A 19,525-nucleotide genomic window follows, 5' to 3' on the forward strand; every position below is an offset into this window, starting at 1 on the left:
GGGTAATCGAGGAGCCCGCCAAGGCTTGGCAGTACAAGGTTCCCGGGTTGCCTTCAAAGTTCTCCGGAATCATCTTCTCAAGCTCCACCATGTCCAGCCCTTGCAACAGGTAGGTGGCCGCTATCGAAGGATTCTTCGATGTGAGTGTCTGCAAGTCGATCATGCCGAAATGATCGCTGGTCTTGAACGTGCAAAACTTGTTGGTCAGGCCCTTCGCCCAGCCGACCCCTATTTCTATTTCGGCCTGCGCGTTGACCACGGCGGTCCTGACCCCAGCCGTGCGATCCTCAGAAGCTTGAGCAGGAAATCTCGGCAACCGGCGCATCGACCAGGGTTTCCTTGGGTGGATCGGCATCATGCCCGTTGCCGATGGGCTTGAACCGTTTCCCCCCGACAATCTGGCCGCCCGGAATCTTGCCTTTCTTCTCCGGCTCCAGGATCAGTGAATAACCCAGGGTCCAGAGGCCATAAATCCCCTCCGGGGTACCCGTATCCGTGCCATAGCTCGTGCCGACGAGCGCAATCTGGACGACGTTATCGACTTCCTGATCTCCGGGCGGAATATAGGAGGCCGCACCGGCAAACTGGTTGTAGTAGTTCAGCGGGGGATGGGTGGTTTTCGCGCCATGGACAAGGCCGATGGTTTCGACAAGGGCGCCGGGTTTGTCCGTCAGTGCCTGTTGCGGCTTGATCTTGAGCACTTCGTTCCAGCCACCGGGTACGGGCTGGCCGATCTGGAAACAGCGCTCCCTGGCACTCAGGGCCGTCCTGGCTTCAACCCCGGACGACAGAATGATGGTGGAAATCGTGGCGGACAAGGCGATGACAGTTTTCTTCATGGCTCAGCTCCGTGTCGGATGTTGTGATGCAGACCCGCGGAGCAAGTTTGTGCACAAGCGCACATGGTGTCAAAGCGCGAGACCGGCGGAGATGACCGGCGTCATCGCGGGGACAGGCCACCTGTCCCCGCGAGCCTGTTGCAACCGCGCCGCCGGATCGCCCACCTGCCCGGATACCGGGCCGCCTCGCCGCCCACCCAGGCCAGCGGCCCGCCAGCGCCCGCCAACGCGGACCTAGCGTTTCCAGCGTTCGAGCAGGGCGGACTGCGCCTCGAACGGCTGCGGACCACTGGGCGCGCGCACGTAACTGCCATCCGCCTGCAACAGCCAGGCCCGCGTATCGTCCTTGAGGCAGAGCTCCAGTTCCTCCCGTATCCGCTCGGCCAGCTTGCGCTGCACGATGGGGAAACAGGCCTCGATGCGGCGGAACATGTTGCGGGCCAGGAAGTCGGCGCTGGCGGCATAGACCTCCGGGTTGCCGTCGTTCTCGAAACAGTAGACGCGGCTGTGCTCGAGGAAGCGGCCGATGATGGAGCGCACTTCGATGTTCTCGGAAACCCCCGGCACCCCGGGACGCAGGCAACAGATGCCGCGAACGATGAGCTGGGTCTTCACGCCGGCCATGGAGGCACGGTACAGCGCCTGTATCAGCAGGGGCTCGGCTACCGCGTTGACCTTGACGATGATCCGCGCCGGTTTGCCGGCCAGGGCGTGATCGGTCTCGCGCTGAATCTTCTTGAGCAGGGTCTGGTGCAGGGTGAATGGCGCCTGCAGCAGCTTGTGCAGCTTGCCGACCTTGCCGAGGCTGGTGAGCTGGACGAACACCTTGCGCACATCCTCGCCCAGTTCCTGGTCGGCGCTGAGCAGGCCGTAATCGGTGTACAGCCGGGCGGTACTGAGATGGTAGTTGCCGGTACCGAGATGCGTGTAATAGCGCAGGTGCCGGCCCTCGCGGCGCAAGATCAGCAGCATCTTGCCGTGGGTCTTGTAGCCGACGATGCCGTACACCACCTGCACACCGGCTTCCTGCAGCCGGGTTGCCAGGGAAATGTTGGCCTTCTCGTCGAAGCGGGCCCGCAGCTCGACCACCACGGTCACCTCCTTGCCGGCCTTGGCTGCGCGCAGCAGGGCATCGACCACCGGCGAGTTGGCGCCGGTACGGTAGAGGGTCTGCTTGATGGCGACGACCTGGGGATCGTTGCCGGCCTGGCGGATCAGCTCGATGATCGGCGCGAAACTCTCGTAAGGATGATGCAGCAGGATGTCGCGTTTGCGGAGGGCCTCGAACAGATCGTGACCGCCGGCCAGCTCGGCTGGCCCGCCCGGCACGAAGGGGGGATACTTGAGGTCGGGCCGGTCGATCAGGTCGTAGACCTCGCGCAGCCGGCTGAGGTTGACCGGTCCGTCCACCCGGTAGAGCCGGTCGCCGCCAAGGGCGAACTGGCTCAGCAGGTAGTCGACGATCGGTTCGGGGCAGTTGTCGTCCACCTCCAGCCGCACCTCGTCGCCGTAGTTGCGGCTGCTCAGCTCGCCTTCCAGGGCGCGCAGGAGATCGTCGATCTCCTCCTCGTCCAGGTACATCTCGCTGTTGCGGGTAACCCGGAACTGGTACAGGTCCTTGACCTTGACGCCGTGGAACAGCTCGTCGACGAAGGCATGGATGATCGAGGACAGAAAGACGAAGTCGTGCGGTCCGCTGTCCGTCTCCTGCGGCGGCAGGCGGATGATGCGCGGCAGCGACCGTGGCGCCTGCAGGATGGCAAGATCGATCTCGCGGCCGAAGGCATCCTTGCCGGACAGCGAGATGATGAAGTTGAGGCTCTTGTTGAGGATGCGCGGGAACGGGTGCGCCGGATCGAGACCGATCGGGCTGAGGATCGGCAGCAGCTGCTCGCTGAAATAGCTCTTCAGCCAGGCCTGCTGTGAGTCGCTCCACTGGCAGCGGCGCAGGAATCGGATGCCCTCGGCCTCCAGCTCCGGCAGCACGATCGTGTTCAGCACCCGGTACTGGTCCGCGACCAGCTCGTGCGCGCGCTCGCAAATGACCGCCAGCGTCTCCTGCGGGGTCAGGTGATCGGGCGCGGTGCGCGTCGCCCCCAACTCGGCGCGCTGGATCAGGCCGGCGGCCCGCACCTCGAAGAACTCGTCCAGATTCGAGCACGAGATGCAGAGGAAATTCAGCCGCTCCAGCAGGGGCGTGCGGCCATCCTTGGCCTGTTCCAGCACCCGCCGGTTGAACTCCAGGAGGCTCAGCTCCTGGTTGATGTAGAGCCGGCCGTCGGAGAAGTCGACGGTGCCGGCGTCCTTGCCGCCATCCCCGTTCGGATGCTGTCCGGCGTGCTCGACCTGCTGGCTCTCGCCGATCATGTACCTGGCCGCCCGGATCATGCGCATGGCCTTGGACTTGCCGAAACCCGGTATCTTCACCAGCTGGTCGAGATCGGCGTTGGCCAGTTCCTCGACCGAGAAGATGCCGTGCTCGGCAAGGATGCCGCGGGTCGTCTTGCCAACGCCCTTGATGTGTCGCGTGGTGGTCAGTGCCTTGCTCGCCATGGTGATCTGCGTGGTTGGGATGGTGGGTTGTCGATGATAAGGGTGCGCGGCAGCGGCGCCCTGCCCGGCACCAGGCCCGGGAAACCAGGCTTCAGCCGGCCGCCGCGCCTTCGAACAGGCCCTGGAACTCGCCGTAGCCCCGGGCCTCCAGTTCCTCCCGGGGCACGAAACGGATTGCGGCCGAATTGATGCAGTAGCGCAGCCCGGTGGGCGGCGGACCGTCGTTGAAGACATGCCCCAGATGGGAGTCCGCATAACGGCTGCGCACCTCGGTGCGCACATGCAGCAGCGAGCGGTCGGTGCGGGTCACGACCTGCTCGGGCCGGATCGGCCGGCAGAAGCTCGGCCAGCCGGTACCGGAATCGAACTTGTCGGTGGAGCTGAACAACGGCTCGCCGGACACGACATCGACATAAATGCCTGGCTCATGATGGTTCCAGTAAGGGTTGTGGAAGGGCCGCTCGGTACCGTCACCTTGCGTGACGCGATACTGCTCCTCGGTCAGCAGGGCCCGGAGTTCCTCAGGGTCGGGCTTGGTGAAACAGGAACAATCCCAGGTCATGAATTTTCTCCTCGTTATGATGGCATTCGGCTGGCCGGGAAGCGCCGCCCGCAACACGGGCCCGGCATGACCCCTGCCCCACATCGACCACCGCGGCAGCCTCCCGGTTCAACGGGTCCGCCCTTTGGCCGGGTGCGACCGGGTGGAAGTTGAAGCCCCCGGACCCACGGTGTAGCTTACCCTCCCTCAACCATTGCCCGGAGCCCCGGCCATCATGAAGGATATTCTCAGCGCCCTCTACCCCACGCTACTGCAATCCGCTGCCAAGGCTCCGCCAGCGATCCGGCCCGAACCGCCCGGGCAGGGGCTGGACGGCGTCATCGACGGCAGCACCTTCCAGGCGATCGAGGTCGACCGGCTGTTCGAGAGCGTCAATCATGCCGGCACCCGCATCGGCCAGGCCACGCTGTACCGCTCCCTGCGGCAACCCCTGGACCGGCTCGATGTGCTCGAAGCCAAGCAGGCCGCCATCGCCGAGATCGAGGCCAACCCGGCGCTGCGCCGGGGGCTGGAAACTCTCGTCGAGCAGGCCGGGCAGCAGGAAAAGGACTTCTACGAACTGCTCTATGGCAGCTTTCTCGGCATGTTCAGCTCGCGCGCCCACGATCTGGAACTGGAGGGTTACGGCTATGGCGCCTACATCAACGGCACCCGCTTCATGCTCGATCTGGTCGAAAATGCCGGGCAGGTGCCAGCACCCGACAGCGCCTATCTCGCCGCTGTGCTCGAACGGATCACCGACCTCAAGCATGCCAGGGCCTACGCACTGGCCAGGGGGCCGGCCTACCGCGCCGAGCAGGGCATGCTCACGCGCGAGGAAAAGGGCTGGTTCACGCCGGCCATCCGTTTCCGGCCATCGCTGTTCAAGCCGATCGGGCTGACGCTGTTCCTGGTCGCGCTGTTCCTGATGGTGGAATTCGTGCCCCTGCTGCTGGACATCGTCGCCTCGGTCGCTTCGGCCTTCTGGCTGTTCCTGCTGCCCATCAGCCTGCTGTACATCCCCATCGTCGGCGGCTTCGATCGCGACGGCTGCATCTACCCGCTGCGCGACAGCTTCCGCACCTCGCCCGAGGTGCAGCAAGCGCTGGACGGGCTCGGCCAGCTGGACGAACTGCTGGGCCTGATCCGTTTCCGGGAGAGCTTCGGCCATCCCGTATGCCTACCCAGGCTGGTCGACGCCGCGCAGCACCGGCTGCGCGTGCGGGAGGTCCGCAACCCGATACTGGCCAAGGCCAATCCGGCCTATGTCGGCAACGACATCGATCTCGGCCAGTCGCGGCTGGCGCTGATCACCGGGCCCAACAGCGGCGGCAAGACCGCCTTCTGCAAGACCCTGGCGCAGACCCAGCTGCTCGGGCAGATCGGCAGCTACGTGCCGGCCCGCGAAGCCGAGATGACGGTCGCCGACCGGATTTTCTACCAGGTGCCGGAAATCAGCCATCTGGCCGATGGCGAGGGGCGATTCGGCACCGAGCTGCGCCGCACCAAGGCGATCTTCCTCGCCGCCTCCCCGCGCAGCCTGGTGATCATGGACGAGCTGTCGGAGGGTACGACCCACGAGGAGAAGATCGAGATTTCCATGAACATCCTCGATGGCTTCCACCAGAAGGGCAACAGCACCCTGCTGATCACCCACAATCACGAGCTGGTGGACCGCTACCAGCAGAAGGGCATCGGCATGGCCAGGCAGGTCGAGTTCCGGAACGAGCAGCCCACCTACCGGGTCATCGAGGGCATTTCCCGCGTCAGCCATGCCGACCGCGTGGCACGCAAGATCGGGTTCTCGAAGGAAGATATTGCCCGCTACCTGTCCGGCAACCGCGAGACCAAGGCCTGAGCCTGCGACACACCGAAGCCTTCAGGGACGAATGCTTTCCGGGATGGACCTGCGCCTCAGGATAGCGATTGCCCGGCCGCAGGCTGGCGCGGACGCGGCGCCGTATTCCCGCCCGTCGCCCCGGCCCAACCGCGCCGAGGCCGGGACGGCGGACAGGGCGGTTCCCGCCCGCCCGGCCAGGCCCGCCCCCCGGCAGGCTTCTCCCGGGAGCAGCGATTCGATGTCCCCGGTGTCCACCTTGCGCCCTGTTCCGGGGAAAGGGGCAAGGCGTCGCGCCCTGTTCCGGGGCGGGGCGGGCATCGTCGCGGGCGCGATCCTGCTGGGCCTCGCCGGCTGCGGCATCTGGGGTCCCGACTATCAGCCGCCGGCCATCGCCACACCGACGGCCTGGCCATCCCGGGACCCCTACGTATCGATGGGCGCGGCGCGGATCCCCGAGATGGCCTGGTGGAACAGGTTCGGCGACCCGCAACTGCAACAGCTGGTCGACAGAGCGCTGGCCCGCAACAACAACATCCAGTCGGCGATCGGCGCGGTCTTCAAGGCCCGGGCCATGCTGCAGCAGATCCAGATGAACTGGGTGCCGACCCTGAATGCCGGTGCCGGTTACATCAACAACGAAAACCAGCTCGATAACAGCACGCTCTCCTCTCTGCCCTTCCCGGCCTTCACGGCCGGCTTAATTCCCAACTACTCGCTGAACATCCTGCAGCAGCTGCGCACCCAGGAGCAGGCCGAGGCCAACATCACCGCCAGCGTCGCGGCCAAGAACGCGGTGCGGCTGGCGATCATCGGCCAGGTCGTCGGCGGCTATTTCGGCCTGCGGGAGGAGGAATACCGGCTGACCCAGCAACGACAGCTGGCAGCCAATCTGGCAGAGATGGTCGACCGCTACGGGGATGCGCACCGTGAGGGGCTGATCGCCTACTTCACCCTGCGCCAGTACCAGGTCGAGCTGGCCAGGGCGAGGGCCGAGATACCGGTCATCGAATACAACATCGTCCGCCTCGGCAACACGCTGCATGTGCTGCTGAACGAGAACCCGGGCCCGATCCAGCCCGGCCACGCCTTCATGGACCTGGCGTACCAGGGCATCGTCAGCGGCAATCTGCCCGCCACGGTGCTCAGGAACCGTCCCGACGTCATTTATGCCGAGGCGGTGCTGAGGCAATCCAGCGCCAACATCGGCGTGAACACCACCTTCTTCTTCCCGACCATCAAGCTGACCACGCCCTTCGGCCTGGCCACGAGTTCCCTGAGCAATCTCAGCAATGCCCAGAACAGCTACTGGCAATACCAGGGCGGCATCAACATGCCGGTGCTGAACCTGGGCGCCTTCGGCGCCATCAAGTCGGCCAAGGCCCAGTACTATTCCGATTACCATGCCTACCTCGAAACGGTGAGGAACGCTTTCGCCGCGGTCGACAGCGACCTGGCGGGACACCGTAACTACACCGAAAGCCTGGCGCGGATGGTGGATTTCTATCAGACGACCCGGAGCCGCCTGGACAACCAACAGGCGCGCTACCAGGGCGGACTGACGGCCTACCCCGACGTCCTGGCGATGCGCGTGAGCCTGAACCAGGCGGCGCTACAGACCGCGCAGAGCAAGCTTGCGCAGCTGATGAGCATCGTCAACCTGTATCAGGATCTGGGCGGCGGGTACAAGATCAAGGACAACGAGACCGCGCACGATCTCGGCGAGGGTCACCGGTTTGGCGATTTGTTCTAGCTCACGAGCCATGCGCACTTCACTGCTCACCCTTCTGCTCGCCTGGCTGCCCCTGCTGCCGGGCTGTTCCAGGCAACCCGAACCGCCGCCACCGGTCATGCACGTGGATGCGCAGCAGGTCTACGGCCACGACATCGAGTACATCTACGAATACCCGGGCGTGGTGCAGGGCGTCATCGACTATCCGGTGATTCCCCGCGTCAGCGGCGCCATCTTCAGGCAGCTCTACCAGGAAGGGAGCTACGTACAGAAGGATCAACCCCTGTACGAGATCGACAAGCGGCCTTACCTGTTCGCCCTGCAAACCTACGAAGGGCAGTACCAGAAGGACAAGGCGGCGATGGACAACTACAAGATCATCTACGATCGCTATGCCAGCCTGACCCGGCAGGACGTGACCTCGGTGCAGGACGTCAACACGGCGCTGATCAACTATCAGGGGGCGGCGGGCAACGTGAAGACCGATCTCGCCAACATCAGCAACGCCAGGCTGAACCTGGAGTACTGCACGGTGCGGGCGCCGGCGGCGGGCTACATCTCCGAGCGCATGGTATCCGAGGGCATGATGGTCACCGCCTTCCAGACCCAGCTCAACGTGATCAACTCGCACGATGCCATGTACGTGGCGTTCGCCATGCCGGAACTCGATCGCCTGGGCATCGAGAACGGCATCCTCGACCAGCTCTACCGGGTACCGGCCGACTATCGCTTCCCGGTGGACCTGGAACTGGCCGACGGCACGCGGGTAGCGGATGCCGGGCGGGTCGAGTTCAAGGACATCCGCGTATCGTTCTCGGACGGCGTCTGGCAGCTGCGCGCCAGCATCGACAACACGCGCCTGTCGCGCAACAAGCTGCTGGCCGGGCAGTTCGTCCATGTCTACCTGCGCAACCTGACGGTCCGCAGCACCTACGCCATCCCGCAGGAGGCCATCTTCCGCGACAGCGAATCCTCCTATGTGTTCATCGAGGATGGCGGCAAGGTCAGGAAGCTACGTATCAAGGCCGGCAAATACCTGATGGACGGCACGCAGCTGGTCGACAGCGGTCTCCAGGACGGGATGAGGGTCATCACCAACGGCGGGGTCCGGATCGCCGATGGCGATCCGGTCGTGGTGGACCAGACCGTCAGCGACCTGGCCCTGAACAGGCCCGCACAGAGCCCGTAACCCCGCTGAGCCAACACGGATGATTTCGGAAAAGTTCATCTCGCGGCCGGTCCTGGCCATCGTCTGCTCGATCATGATCGTCATCGGTGGGGTCATGGCGGCGCTCTATGCCCCCATCGACCAATATCCGCTGATCATTCCGCCGGTGCTGAACATCAGCGCCACCTTCCCCGGGGCGAGCGCCGAGGCCATCGCCAATTCGGTCGCGGCGCCGATCGAGGACCAGATCGCCGGCACCGAGGACATGATCTACATGCAGTCGGCCAGCCAGAACGGCAGCAACAGCGTGTCGATCAACGTCTATTTCAATGTCGGCACCAGCCTCGGCATCGTCGAAGCGGACACGCTGAACCGCTCCCTGACCGCCTCCAACTCCTACATTCCGGAACAGGCCCGGGCACAGGGCATCCGCATCCGCAAGATGATTCCCGACCTGTTCCAGGTCATCCCCTTCTACTCCGAGACCGGCTCGCCCGACCCGCTGTACATCGCCAACTACGTGCAGCGCTACATCTACCCGGTGATCGAGCAGATTCATGGGGTCGGCTTCGTCAACATCCTCGGCCAGCGGTCCTATGCCATCCGCATCAACGTCGATCCGAAGAAACTGGCGTTCTACAAGATCGGTATTCCCGAGATCATCGAGAAGGTCCGCGACCAGAGCAACCAGTACGCGGTGGGCCAGAACGCCATGCCACCGACCTACGGACCGGAAAAGTCGAACTTCCTGATCACGACGACCGGTTACTACACCGACGTCAAGCAGTTCGAGAACATCGTCCTGCGGGCCAACCTGGACGGCAAGAACGAGGTCGCGCTGGTCAACGCGGACAAGACCGAGCCGCCCGACTTCAGCCTGGCCGGCAACGCCCAGATCGTGAAGCTGAAGGACGTGGCCCGGGTCGAGCTGGATGCCAACAACTACAACAACTACTTCCACGTCCACAAGCGCGACGAGAAGACCGGCGAGATCAAGACCTTCGAGGCGGTTTCCCTGCAGCTCTACCTGGTGCCCGGCGCCAACCAGCTCGCGACCAAGGCCGCGGTCAAGGAGGCGATGGACCGCATCGACCAGTTCCTGCCCAGGGGCATCAAGTACTTCTACCACTACGACTCGTCGATCTTCGTCTACCAGGCCATCCACGGCGTGGTGGAGACGCTGCTGATCGCCTTCCTGCTGGTCTTCGTGGTGGTCTACCTGTTCATCCAGAATTTCCGCGGCACCATCATCCCCATCCTGGCCATTCCGGTGGCGGTCATCGGCGCCTTCGCCGGCATCTACGCGAGCGGCTTCAACATCAACACGCTGTCGCTGTTCGGGCTGGTACTGGCCATCGGCATCGTGGTGGACGATGCCATCGTGGTGCTGGAAAACGTCGAGCGCATCATGGCGGAGGACAGGCTCGATTCCTTCGAGGCCACCCTCAAGGCCATGCGCGAGGTGTCCGCGCCGGTCATCGCCATCGTGCTGGTGCTGAACGCGGTATTCGTGCCGGTGGCCTTCCTGGGTGGCTTCAGCGGCACCATGATGCAGCAGTTCGCCGTCACCATCGCCATCTCGGTCGTGATTTCCGGCTTCGTCGCGCTGACTCTGACCCCGGCTCTGTGCGTCATCTTCCTGAGGAATGTCACGCACGCTACCGAGAAACCCAAGCTTCTGTTCTTCCGCTGGTTCGACGCCGGGTTCGCCCGGTTGCAGAACGGCTACATGGCCGCGGTGATCTGGATCATCGATCACTCGCGGATCGCGCTGACGGCCTGGGCGGTGGTCTTCGCCCTGACCGTCGGCATGTTCCTGCGCATCCCGACCTCGCTGATCCCGCTGGAGGACATGGGCTATTTCTACGATGTCATCCATGTCAATCCGGGTGGCGCGCTCAAGTACGTGGTCGACGAATCGAACAAGGTCGCCGCCGAGATGATGCGGCGCATTCCCTACCTGGACCGCCTGGTGGTGATGGGTTCCCAGGACATCATCGACAACGGCACTTTCAAGACCAACACGTCGACCATCATGGGCGTGCTCAACGACGAGGACGACCGCGACATGGTGCACCAGACCATCGACACGGCCATCGAGGAGACCTCCAGGATCAACCTGGAAAACAAGAACATCAACGGCTATGCCTTCAACCAGCCGCCCATCCGCGGCCTGAGCCCGTCGGGCGGCGTGACCTTCTACCTGCAGGCCACCCAGCCGGTGTCGCTCAAGGAGATCCACGACGACTCGGTCAAGCTGGTGGAATACCTGGAAAAGCACTACCCCTCGGTGAAGCGCGCCAGCCAGTTCTACGAGATCGACACGCCGGAACTGCGGGTCGATGTCGACGCCGAGAAGGCATACTACTACGGCGTCGACTTCAAGAACGCCTACAACTCGCTGCAGGGCGTGTTCGGCCTCTACTACATCGACTTCTTCACCAAATGGGCCGACCTGTTCTGGGTGGAGATCACCGGCGACTACAACTACCGCAAGAATCCCGAACTGCTGAACACCGTCTACATCAAGAACAACAAGGGCGAGATGGTGCCAGCCGGCAACATCATGAAGCTGACCGAAACCACCGGCGCCGAGGTGGTGACGCGGCTGAACGACTTCCTCGCCAGCCAGATCGTGGTCGACCCCGACTCGGACAACGGGCACACCTCGGGCGAGATCATGGACATCATCGAGGACGTCGTGCCCAGGGTGCTCGGCAACCGCTACGACATCAAGTGGTTCGGCCTGGCCTACCAGCAAAAGATCGCCGGCAACCAGTCGGCCATCGCCCTGTCGCTGGGCCTCATCATGGTGTTCCTGATCCTGGCCGCCCTGTTCGAGATGTGGTCGCTGCCGATCGCCATCGTCATGGCCCTGCCGTTCGCCCTGTTCGGCGCCGCCTTCGTGCTGCTGGTGTTCCGGATGCCGAACGACCTCTATTTCCAGGTCAGCCTGCTGACCCTGATCGGCCTGTCGGCCAAGAACGCCATCCTGATCGTCGAATTCGCCATCGACGGGGTCAGGAAGGAAGGCATGTCCTATCGCGACGCCGCCATCCATGCGGCACGGCTGCGCTTCCGCCCCATCGTCATGACCTCGATCGCCTTCATCCTCGGCGCCGTGCCGCTGGTGACGGCCACCGGCGCCGGCGCGCATGCCCAGAACTCGGTCGGCGCCGGCATCGTCGGCGGCATGCTCGGCTCGACCTGCGTCGCCGTGCTGTTCGTGCCGATGTTCTTCGTCGTGATGATGGGGCTCAGCCACCGCGGCCAGCCCGCCCATCCGCCCGTGAAGGCTTCTGGCGACGCCTGACCCTGACGGGCCGGCGTGACCACCCTGAACGGTGAACGGTAGCCGGTCAGCCGGGCCGCTCGAACAGGTCCCGCTGCAAGGGGCGGATGGGCTCGCCGAGCCGGAGGCAGCCGCCGGTCAGCAGCCGCGCCGTCACGCCACCCCGCCCGCGCATAGCCCGGTAGCCCGTCTCGCCCAACGCCTCGCGCATGCGGCCGCAGGGCGCGCAGGGTCCGGTGATCTCCAGCACCACCGGCCCCGCCATATAGCGGTGCCCCACGCGCAGCCAGCCGGCGGGCGCGTCGACGAGCACATTGCGACGCAGCAGCGCCGGATCGACCGGCTGTCCCAGCGCGGCTTCCAGGGCCTCGATGTCGCCCCGGTGGATCAAGGTCAGCTGCCGCGCCGAATCCCGGCGGCGGGCATGATCGCCGAGCAGCCCCAGCCCCGCGCGCGCCTCGGCGCGATCCACCGGCGCGACCGGCGACCGATGGCGGGGACGCAGGCCGATCCAGACCAGCCGGGGCTCACAGGTCACGAGCGGGCCGGCCGGTGGCGCTCGTCAGGCATCCTTCGCCGGCATGACGGCCGCCCGTGCCCGGCAAAGCTGGGCCTCCAGTTCGGCGATGCGTTCCAGCAGCCGGTATCCCAGGGCCAGCGCCTGCAAGTCGAGATCGAGGTCGAGATCCTGCTGCAGACGGCGCAGGCGCCGGGCCAGGACCATGGTCTGCGGGTTGAAGGACCAGTCGCCGCTGCCGGAGCAGCCGGGCGAGAGGATACCCATGTCGACCAGTTCCCTCACCTGGGCGGCGTCGAGGCCGGAAACCTCGGTGAACTCGGTCAGGCTGAGCCAGGCGATCTCGGCCTGCAGGACGGAATTGACATACTGTGTCATGGTGACGTGCCCTCGGGATTCAGGATTTCGGCTGGCCAGGCTGGCTGCGCGGGTTGAAGGTCGAGACGCTGGCCAGCTGGCGGTAGAGCGACGCCTCCTGCTCGGTCAGATGCGGCGGTGTGGCCACCTGGACGATCACATAGAGGTCACCGTGCCCGTCGCGCGGCTTGGGCAGACCCTTGCCGGCCAGCCGCATCCGGCGGCCGGTGGGGGTACCGGGCGGAATCTTCAGGCTGACCGGCGCCCCCAGGGTCGGCACCTCGACGGTCGCCCCCAGCGCCGCCTCCCACGGCGTCACCGGCAAATCCAGGAACAGATCGTGCTCGCTCGGCCGGAACAGGGGATGCGGCTTGAGCACGATGTTCAGGTAAAGATCCCCGTCGCGGCCACCATGGATGCCCTTGCCGCCCTTGCCGGCCAGCCGCATCTTCTGCCCGTCGGTGACGCCCTTGGGAATGCGCGCCTTGAACGAGCGCGGCATCCGCCGCGGGCGGCCGCTCCCATCGTATTCCGGCATGTCGAGATTCAGCTCCAGCACCGTGCCCGAGGCCGCCTGCTCCAGCGTGATCGGCGCCGTCACCTCGAAGTCCGCGCCCGGCACCGGAAAGGCCTGGCCGCCGTGTCCCGCACCTGCATGGCTACGGCTGAAGCCGCCGGCACCCGCCCCGCGCGCACGGGCCAGCTGCTCGAACAGATCGGCCAGATCGACACCCTCGAAGGCGAAATCCGTGGCCCCGGGACCACCCGCACCGCCCTGGCCAAAATGGCTGGCCCAGTCCGGCGGCGGCTGGAAGTTTTCCCCGCTCGCATGGCGTCCCAGTTCGTCATAGGCCTTGCGCAGCTCGGGATCCTTGAGCGTCTTGTAGGCCTCGTTGACCACCTTGAATTTCTCTTCGCCCTCGGGATCCTTGGAGATGTCCGGATGATACTTGTGGGCCAGCTTGCGGTAGGCCTTCTTGATCTCCTCGGTGCTGGCATCGCGGGCGACACCCAGCGTTTCGTAGTAATCCTTGAATTTCATGTGAACCCTTTCCTGTTGCAGAGCGTTGCCGAGACCCGATGCCAGGCGCGCCGCGGATCGGATAGGGCAACCTGCCCCCCTGGCTGACATTCTCCTGGAGGTCCCGGGTTGCCGGACCGACTGCCGAGCCACGGCGGGCAATGCCCTGACCACAGCCGGACAGGGAAGCGCCCGAGCGGATTTTCGAGTGGGCACGCGCGCAGCCGCCCACCCCGACGCCTCCCCGGACCGTTGTGGCACCATGACCGGGAACGCCGGGCCGGGGCATCCGGCGCATACTGTCATATCCTGTTGCTTTCACAAACCCATGCCTGACGGGATGCGTCCTCTCACCGGGCCACCACCCGCCCTGCCCTTCGACCAGACGGAGCTCGACTGCCGGACATGCCAGGCGACACCCTCATCATCAATACTAACCCCCTGCTCAACCTGGTACACACCGGCAGATTCGTGCCGGGCGCCATCAACCGTGTCGCCGGGCTGGCCATGCATGCCGAGGGCAAGGGCGTGAACGTGGCGCGGGTACTGGCGCGCCTGGGCCATGCCGTGACACTGACCGGCTTCGCCGGCGGCCACAGCGGTGCCTGGCTGCGCGAGCTGATTCGCAACGAGGGGATCGAGGATGCCTTCGTGCAAACCGCCGCACCGGTGCGCGTGGGCTTCATGGCTTCCAGCGGCCAGGACGGACATCCGACGACAGTGCTGCCCAACGGGTTCCCGGTCACCGGCGAGGAATGCGCGCGGCTGCTGGAACAGACCCGCCAGCGGCTGGCGGGGGCGCGGCTGGCGATCATCAGCGGTTCGGTACCAGACCCGGTCGCCAATGGCCTGTACACCGAGCTGCTGGATCTCTGCCGGGCCGCCGGCGTGCCCTGCTGGCTGGATGCCCACGGCGCGGCCCTGCAGCAGGCCCTGGCCGGCCCGCATCCGCCGCAGCTGGCGAAGCCCAACCGGGAGGAGCACGCCCAGTCCGCCCGCTGGGACGCGGTCGCGGAACTGCACATCACCGACGGCGCCGCCCCGGTGCGAGTGGAGCGCTCCGGCAGGCTGGCCTGGCGGGTGACGCCGCCACCCATCCGGCAGGTCAACCCGGTCGGCTCGGGCGACTGCTATCTGGCCGGGCTCGCCCACGGCTGGCTGCGGGGATGGCCGCCGGCAGAGCGCCTGCGCTTCGCCTCGGCCGCCGGCGCCGCCAACGCCCGGCGTCAGGATGTCGCGCTGATCGAGCCAGGCGAGGTCGAAGACCTGCTGGATGCCGTGGTCGTGGAAGACATGACCCGCAACGGGGCGACAGCCTGAGCCGCGGTGGGAGCGCTCATCCGGCGTCACCCTGCGCCAGGCAGGCGGCCAGGAAAGCTGGTATCCGCCGCTCCAGCCAGTAATCCGCCCGCCAGGGCCAGGTACCGCCGACAAACCCCACATGCCCGCCGCTGGCGGTGACTTCCAGCCGCACGGCGGGCGCCAGCTCGTCCGGCTCCGGCAACACCGCGGGCGTCATGAAGGGATCATCGCGGGACTGGATCAGCAGGGTCGGCCGCCGGATGCGCCGCAGGTACTGCCGCGAGCTGGAGCATCGGTAGTAGTCCCGTGCATCCCGGAAACCATACAGGCGCGCGACGATGTGGTGGTCGTATTCCCAGAAGGAGCGCAGAGGCCCGGGATCGCCCAGCGCCGCCAGCCGTTGCGCGTCCTCCGTCCGCCCCGTCCGCTCCAGATACCGCCGCTTATCGATGACATAGGCCTTCAGCTCCCGCAGCAGCTGGTCGCGATAGAGCCGGGACAGGCCCCGGTCCAGCCGGGTGGCGCAGAGATCCAGCCGCAGCGGCACCGATACGGCCGCCGCCGCCAGCAGGGGCGCATCGCCACCCTGCTCGCCCAGCCATTTCAGCAGCACATTGCCGCCCAGCGAGTAGCCAATCGCCGCCAGCGCCGCGGCGGGACGCCGCTGCCGCAGCCACGTCAACAGATGATGGAAGTCGCCGGTCTCGCCCGAGTGATAGCCACGCCAGGTATGGTTGGGCCGCCCGCCGCAGCCACGAAAGTTGAGCGCGACGCTGCGCCAGCCCTGCCGCGCCAGGGCCACCTGCATGCCGCGGATATAGGGCGAGCGCGAGGAACCGGACAGCCCGTGCAGCAGGATGACGATGCGCTCGGTCTCGGGGCCGTACCAGTCCAGGTCCAGGAAGTCGCCATCCGGCGTTGCCAGCGACTCGCGCACGGTGTCGGGATGCGGCCGCTGGCGCAGCAACGGCTGCCAGAGGGTTTGCAGATGTCCGCCCGGCAGCCACCAGGCGGGCCTGAACGCCGCCGGGCTCATTCCTGTCCGTCCGGCTTCCAGCCCAGCAGCGACAGGCTGACCACCAGCACCTGGCCATCGAGCCGGGAACGGCCGGCGACCTCCCATTCGTAGCGCGCCGTCAGCTTGCCTTGCAGCGCGGGAATGAGGATGCCGACCTCGGGGCCGACGCCCACGGCATATTCGCGGATGCCGCGCAGCGACGCGGGCAGATCCGAGCCCGTATCGGCGGCGACCTGCCAGAAACCATAGCCCACCACGCCGACATCGAGCAGGCGGAACAGGCGGCTGCCGATGCCGCCCTGAATCTGCACCGTATCGCCGCGGGTCACATCCAGTCCTGGCTTGCGTTCGTAGAGGTTGTAGCTGGTCAGGGCCGACAGCCGGGAGGCCCGCTCGTCGTCGAAAAACACCGTGCCGCCCGCCGAGACCTGGTGCGTCCACTGCGGCTGCGCCACGCCGCGGCGGTTCAGCTGCCCGGTGGGGGCGTACAGGCTGTAGGAGGATACGAGGTCCAGCCGGGGAAACCGCCAGCCCAGCTTGATCGGCGAGAGGAAGATGTCGCCCAGGCCCTGGCGGTCCAGCGTGTTGGGCGGCAGGTCCGAGCGCAGGCGCATGCCCGCCACCGGTACGGCGAAGGCAGCGGTGTAGTAAGGCCCGTCGCCGAACTGCCAGGTGCCGGCCATGCCGAAGATATTGGCGAATGCCGACATGTCCAGCCCGCGGACCGGCAGGGGCTGGCCGTCGCGGCCCAGCAGCCGGTCGGCGGTGAAGAGGATGAAGCGATCACCGTAGTAGAAGCCGGACGCCGACTGTGTGCCGGCGTCCAGTCCCAGGGTGCCGAGGATGCGCTGGCCGAAACCCTCGTCGGCCAGCGCGGCCGCCGGCAACAGCCCGAGCACCAGCAGCATGCCGCGCAGCGGTGCGGGAGTACCCATGCGCCGGTCCGCTGGCGCTCAGGCGCCGTCCTGCAGCCGCTTCAGCCGCTCGGCCACCACCTGCGCATCCAGCGCCGGGTCGACATCGTCGTTGATGTCGCGGATGACCAGCTCGGGGTCGATGATGAAGGTCCAGCGCTTGGCCATCTTCAGCACCGGCATTTTCACGCCGTAGGCGTCGGTAATGGCGGCGTCGGAGTCGGACAGCAGGGTGAAGTTGAGGCGATGCTTGCGGTAGAACTCCGCCAATGCCGGCACCTCGTCGGTGCTGATGCCGTAGACCTCGGCATTGCGGTCGCGGACCTGGCGGATCGCGTCGCGGAACGCGCAGGCCTGGGTGGTGCAGCCGGGCGTGCCGGCCTTGGGGTAGAAGTACAGCACGGTCCAGCCCTTGCCGGCACGGTCGGCGAGACTGACCGTCTGGCCGTCCTGGCTCTTCAGCTGGAACTTCGGCGCCGGCTGACCGACCGCCAGGGGCTCGGCGCGGGCAGTGGACGTCAGCGGCAGGCCCAGGGACATCATCAGGGCGGCTTTCCTCAACCAGCTGTGCTTGGGTGTGTTCACGGGTTTTCCTCGGGTGAAAGTGGGGGACGCGGGATTTCAGACAGGCCCCGGCCGCGCCGGTTCGCCATGGGCTATTCCGCCGTCTGCGCGCTGCTCCCGGATCCGGGAGCAGCATCCGGGGCGGCCTCCGGCCGGGGCGGGGGCCGGCGGTGCAGCCGTTCTAGGGTATCGGCCAGATCGTCCAGGCTGGTCTGGCAATCCGTCAGGCACTCGTCCAGCTGCTGGCCGCAGCTGTCGAAGGTCTCCTCGGGCGGCGGTGGCGCCAGGCAGGGCCCGTCGGGACGCGATTCGGCACCCGGAAACTTGCGCAGGCACAGCCAGTAGTTCTCCTTGGCCTGCTCGAACAGCCGCCGCTGGTCCTCGTTGCGGCGGGCGAAATACTGGCTGCAAACCTCGCCGTTCTGCAGGCACTGCTGCCCGCAGGCGGCCTTCTGCTCGTCCGTGTCCGTATCCCCGGTCGCGAACAGCGAGCAGCCCCCCAGCAGCAGCATCGCCAGCAGCCACAGGCCGGCCATCCCGGCGACGCCCGGGCGGCGCGAAGCCAGCGGCCGGATCGGCGGATGGCGAACAACGGCAAGGCAACTGACAAACCAACGGCGCATGGCAATCAAGCTCGATTCTGGCGACACGACCCTGCCCGGCGGAACTGCCGCCGGGCATGTGCAGGCCTTGTATTATGCTGCGCTGCCGCGCCAACCGGGCCGGAAGCCGGCGACAGCGTCCTGATCACCGCCGATCTCGGTCGTTGCGGACGCGAGGACGCCGTGCTGTTCATCGTGCTCTGGCAGGGTGTCATGGGCGTTGCGACCGAACCGCTGCTGCTGGGCTGGAACAAGCCCCGGGTCGGCGAGGTCTGGCGCGGCGATTTCCGGGACGAGGGCCTGATCGAGGCGGTCAACCCGCAGCGCGGCGAAACCAGCTGGCTCAGCATCGAGCAGACCGGCCTGCCGGTCGGCGATCAGGACCGCCTGATGCGCGCGTTCTGCCGCCGCTGATGCGCCGGAGCCGTTGAAACCGCTACGTTTTCGCACGGATTCAGGCATACTGGCCGCCCCGTCACCTACCCCGCCCGCAAGGCCCGACCAGCATGTTTCTAGGCAATCCGACCGTGAAGCACATCGATTATCGCAAAACCCTGCTGATGGGCGCCCTGGCCCTGCTCGCCCTGCTGGAGGACGGTTGTTCCAGCGTGCGCAGCCGCACCGAGCTCGAACCGCAGGACTGGATGGTCTACCCCGGCGTACGCCGCGACATTTCCGATCTCGGCGCCGCCTTCGAGGGCAAGCTCAAGGGGCCGTCCTGGACACCGGCCATGGTAGTGCCGATCCTGGTGGCCGACCTGCCCTTCTCCACCGCCCTGGACACCGTCGCACTGCCCTACGACATCTATCAGGTCCAGCGGCAACCGGAAACGCCCTGAACCCTCCCGCACCGCTGGCCGCCCGCCGCCGACCCGGCCGGACACCGACGCCCGGCACATCGCCAGGGCGAAGAGGCCGATGGCTGGCGGCGAGCCTCCTGGCCGGCCTGCTGGCGGCCTGCTCCGGCATCGGCGAGCCGTTCGACCCGGATCGCGCCAGCCTCGTGCGCAACGGCATGACCCGCGCGGAGGTCATCGCCATCATGGGTACGCCGCCGGTGACGGTGGAAGGCGGCGACCACGGCAGACTGATCTGGCTGGACACGACGGCAACGCCCTGGTCCTACCACGACCAGCGCGTCGACTTCCATTTCGATGAGCGCGGACGCGTGTACGGACGGCCCGAGGCGGCTCGCGCGGATCGGCCCCATCCCGGGAGCGATTGAGGCGCGGGCGGGTCACAAGGTGGGTGAAAACCGGTAGCATGCC

Annotated in this window: 19 protein-coding genes; 8 read left to right on the plus strand and 11 right to left on the minus strand. The window is 66.3% G+C overall.

The window, feature by feature from the left end; all coding sequences use genetic code 11:
- The 4 genes from ACYQ1H_RS12290 to msrB form a co-directional block, all read right to left on the minus strand.
- A partial coding sequence (locus ACYQ1H_RS12290; RefSeq protein ID WP_460028334.1) for a hypothetical protein occupies positions 1 to 259 on the minus strand: 259 nt, incomplete at its 3' end.
- A gap of 28 nt (positions 260 to 287) precedes the next feature.
- On the minus strand, positions 288 to 839 hold the full coding sequence (locus tag ACYQ1H_RS12295) for a hypothetical protein (protein ID WP_460028335.1): 552 nt from the start codon (positions 837 to 839) through the stop codon (positions 288 to 290).
- Positions 840 to 1,073: 234 nt separating this feature from the next.
- Positions 1,074 to 3,392, minus strand: coding sequence for a polyphosphate kinase 1 (gene ppk1, locus ACYQ1H_RS12300; protein WP_460028336.1), 2,319 nt, complete (start codon positions 3,390 to 3,392; stop codon positions 1,074 to 1,076).
- 91 nt (positions 3,393 to 3,483) lie between these two features.
- Entirely contained in the window at positions 3,484 to 3,954 is a 471-nt protein-coding gene (gene msrB, locus ACYQ1H_RS12305; protein ID WP_460028337.1) for a peptide-methionine (R)-S-oxide reductase MsrB, read from the minus strand.
- Between the two features lie 214 nt (positions 3,955 to 4,168).
- Here msrB and ACYQ1H_RS12310 point away from each other — a divergent pair, with 214 nt between their 5' ends.
- The 4 genes from ACYQ1H_RS12310 (at position 4,169) to ACYQ1H_RS12325 (ending at position 11,983) form a co-directional block, all read left to right on the plus strand.
- A complete protein-coding gene (locus ACYQ1H_RS12310) occupies positions 4,169 to 5,791 on the plus strand; it encodes a MutS-related protein (protein ID WP_460028338.1) in 1,623 nt (540 codons plus the stop codon).
- Between the two features lie 220 nt (positions 5,792 to 6,011).
- A complete protein-coding gene (locus ACYQ1H_RS12315; protein WP_460028339.1) occupies positions 6,012 to 7,523 on the plus strand; it encodes an efflux transporter outer membrane subunit in 1,512 nt (503 codons plus the stop codon).
- Positions 7,524 to 7,533: 10 nt separating this feature from the next.
- The gene (locus ACYQ1H_RS12320) at positions 7,534 to 8,691 is read left to right on the plus strand and encodes an efflux RND transporter periplasmic adaptor subunit (RefSeq protein ID WP_460028340.1); all 1,158 of its coding nucleotides are present in this window, start codon (positions 7,534 to 7,536) and stop codon (positions 8,689 to 8,691) included.
- Positions 8,692 to 8,710: 19 nt separating this feature from the next.
- A complete protein-coding gene (locus ACYQ1H_RS12325) occupies positions 8,711 to 11,983 on the plus strand; it encodes an efflux RND transporter permease subunit (protein ID WP_460028341.1) in 3,273 nt (1,090 codons plus the stop codon).
- Positions 11,984 to 12,029: 46 nt separating this feature from the next.
- On the opposite strand, the gene ACYQ1H_RS12330 is transcribed toward ACYQ1H_RS12325, so the two are convergent.
- Genes ACYQ1H_RS12330 through ACYQ1H_RS12340 form a run of 3 tightly spaced genes read right to left on the minus strand, consistent with a single transcriptional unit; the run spans position 12,030 to position 13,878 of the window.
- The gene (locus tag ACYQ1H_RS12330) at positions 12,030 to 12,500 is read right to left on the minus strand and encodes an MOSC domain-containing protein (RefSeq protein ID WP_460028342.1); all 471 of its coding nucleotides are present in this window, start codon (positions 12,498 to 12,500) and stop codon (positions 12,030 to 12,032) included.
- Positions 12,501 to 12,524: 24 nt separating this feature from the next.
- Complete coding sequence (locus ACYQ1H_RS12335) at positions 12,525 to 12,857, minus strand: chaperone modulator CbpM (protein WP_460028343.1); 333 nt, start codon at positions 12,855 to 12,857, stop codon at positions 12,525 to 12,527.
- A 19-nt stretch (positions 12,858 to 12,876) separates the two neighbouring features.
- Positions 12,877 to 13,878: a DnaJ C-terminal domain-containing protein gene (locus ACYQ1H_RS12340; protein ID WP_460028344.1), complete on the minus strand. Its 1,002-nt coding sequence runs from the start codon at positions 13,876 to 13,878 to the stop codon at positions 12,877 to 12,879.
- 384 nt (positions 13,879 to 14,262) lie between these two features.
- Between ACYQ1H_RS12340 and ACYQ1H_RS12345 the strand changes: the two genes are divergently transcribed.
- On the plus strand, positions 14,263 to 15,177 hold the full coding sequence (locus tag ACYQ1H_RS12345) for a 1-phosphofructokinase family hexose kinase (protein WP_460028345.1): 915 nt from the start codon (positions 14,263 to 14,265) through the stop codon (positions 15,175 to 15,177).
- Between the two features lie 16 nt (positions 15,178 to 15,193).
- Here ACYQ1H_RS12345 and ACYQ1H_RS12350 read toward each other — a convergent pair whose 3' ends face one another.
- The 4 genes from ACYQ1H_RS12350 to ACYQ1H_RS12365 form a co-directional block, all read right to left on the minus strand.
- Positions 15,194 to 16,195: a hydrolase gene (locus ACYQ1H_RS12350; protein WP_460028346.1), complete on the minus strand. Its 1,002-nt coding sequence runs from the start codon at positions 16,193 to 16,195 to the stop codon at positions 15,194 to 15,196.
- Positions 16,192 to 17,112 carry a SphA family protein gene (locus tag ACYQ1H_RS12355; protein WP_460028347.1) on the minus strand — a complete coding sequence of 307 codons (921 nt, stop codon included), beginning with the start codon at positions 17,110 to 17,112 and terminating at the stop codon, positions 16,192 to 16,194. Before ACYQ1H_RS12355 ends, ACYQ1H_RS12350 begins: the two co-directional genes overlap by 4 nt.
- An 18-nt stretch (positions 17,113 to 17,130) precedes the next feature.
- On the minus strand, positions 17,131 to 17,676 hold the full coding sequence (locus ACYQ1H_RS12360; protein WP_460028348.1) for a peroxiredoxin: 546 nt from the start codon (positions 17,674 to 17,676) through the stop codon (positions 17,131 to 17,133).
- Between the two features lie 71 nt (positions 17,677 to 17,747).
- Positions 17,748 to 18,278 carry a hypothetical protein gene (locus ACYQ1H_RS12365; RefSeq protein WP_460028349.1) on the minus strand — a complete coding sequence of 177 codons (531 nt, stop codon included), beginning with the start codon at positions 18,276 to 18,278 and terminating at the stop codon, positions 17,748 to 17,750.
- Between the two features lie 162 nt (positions 18,279 to 18,440).
- Between ACYQ1H_RS12365 and ACYQ1H_RS12370 the strand changes: the two genes are divergently transcribed.
- The 3 genes from ACYQ1H_RS12370 to ACYQ1H_RS12380 all read left to right on the plus strand — a co-directional run bounded on the left by ACYQ1H_RS12370 (position 18,441) and on the right by ACYQ1H_RS12380 (position 19,482).
- Positions 18,441 to 18,671: a hypothetical protein gene (locus tag ACYQ1H_RS12370; RefSeq protein WP_460028350.1), complete on the plus strand. Its 231-nt coding sequence runs from the start codon at positions 18,441 to 18,443 to the stop codon at positions 18,669 to 18,671.
- 92 nt (positions 18,672 to 18,763) lie between these two features.
- A complete protein-coding gene (locus ACYQ1H_RS12375) occupies positions 18,764 to 19,096 on the plus strand; it encodes a YceK/YidQ family lipoprotein (RefSeq protein WP_460028351.1) in 333 nt (110 codons plus the stop codon).
- A 176-nt stretch (positions 19,097 to 19,272) separates the two neighbouring features.
- On the plus strand, positions 19,273 to 19,482 hold the full coding sequence (locus tag ACYQ1H_RS12380) for a hypothetical protein (protein WP_460028352.1): 210 nt from the start codon (positions 19,273 to 19,275) through the stop codon (positions 19,480 to 19,482).
- The last annotated feature ends 43 nt before the right edge of the window (positions 19,483 to 19,525 follow it).

Source organism: Methyloparacoccus murrellii, assembly GCF_054657115.1.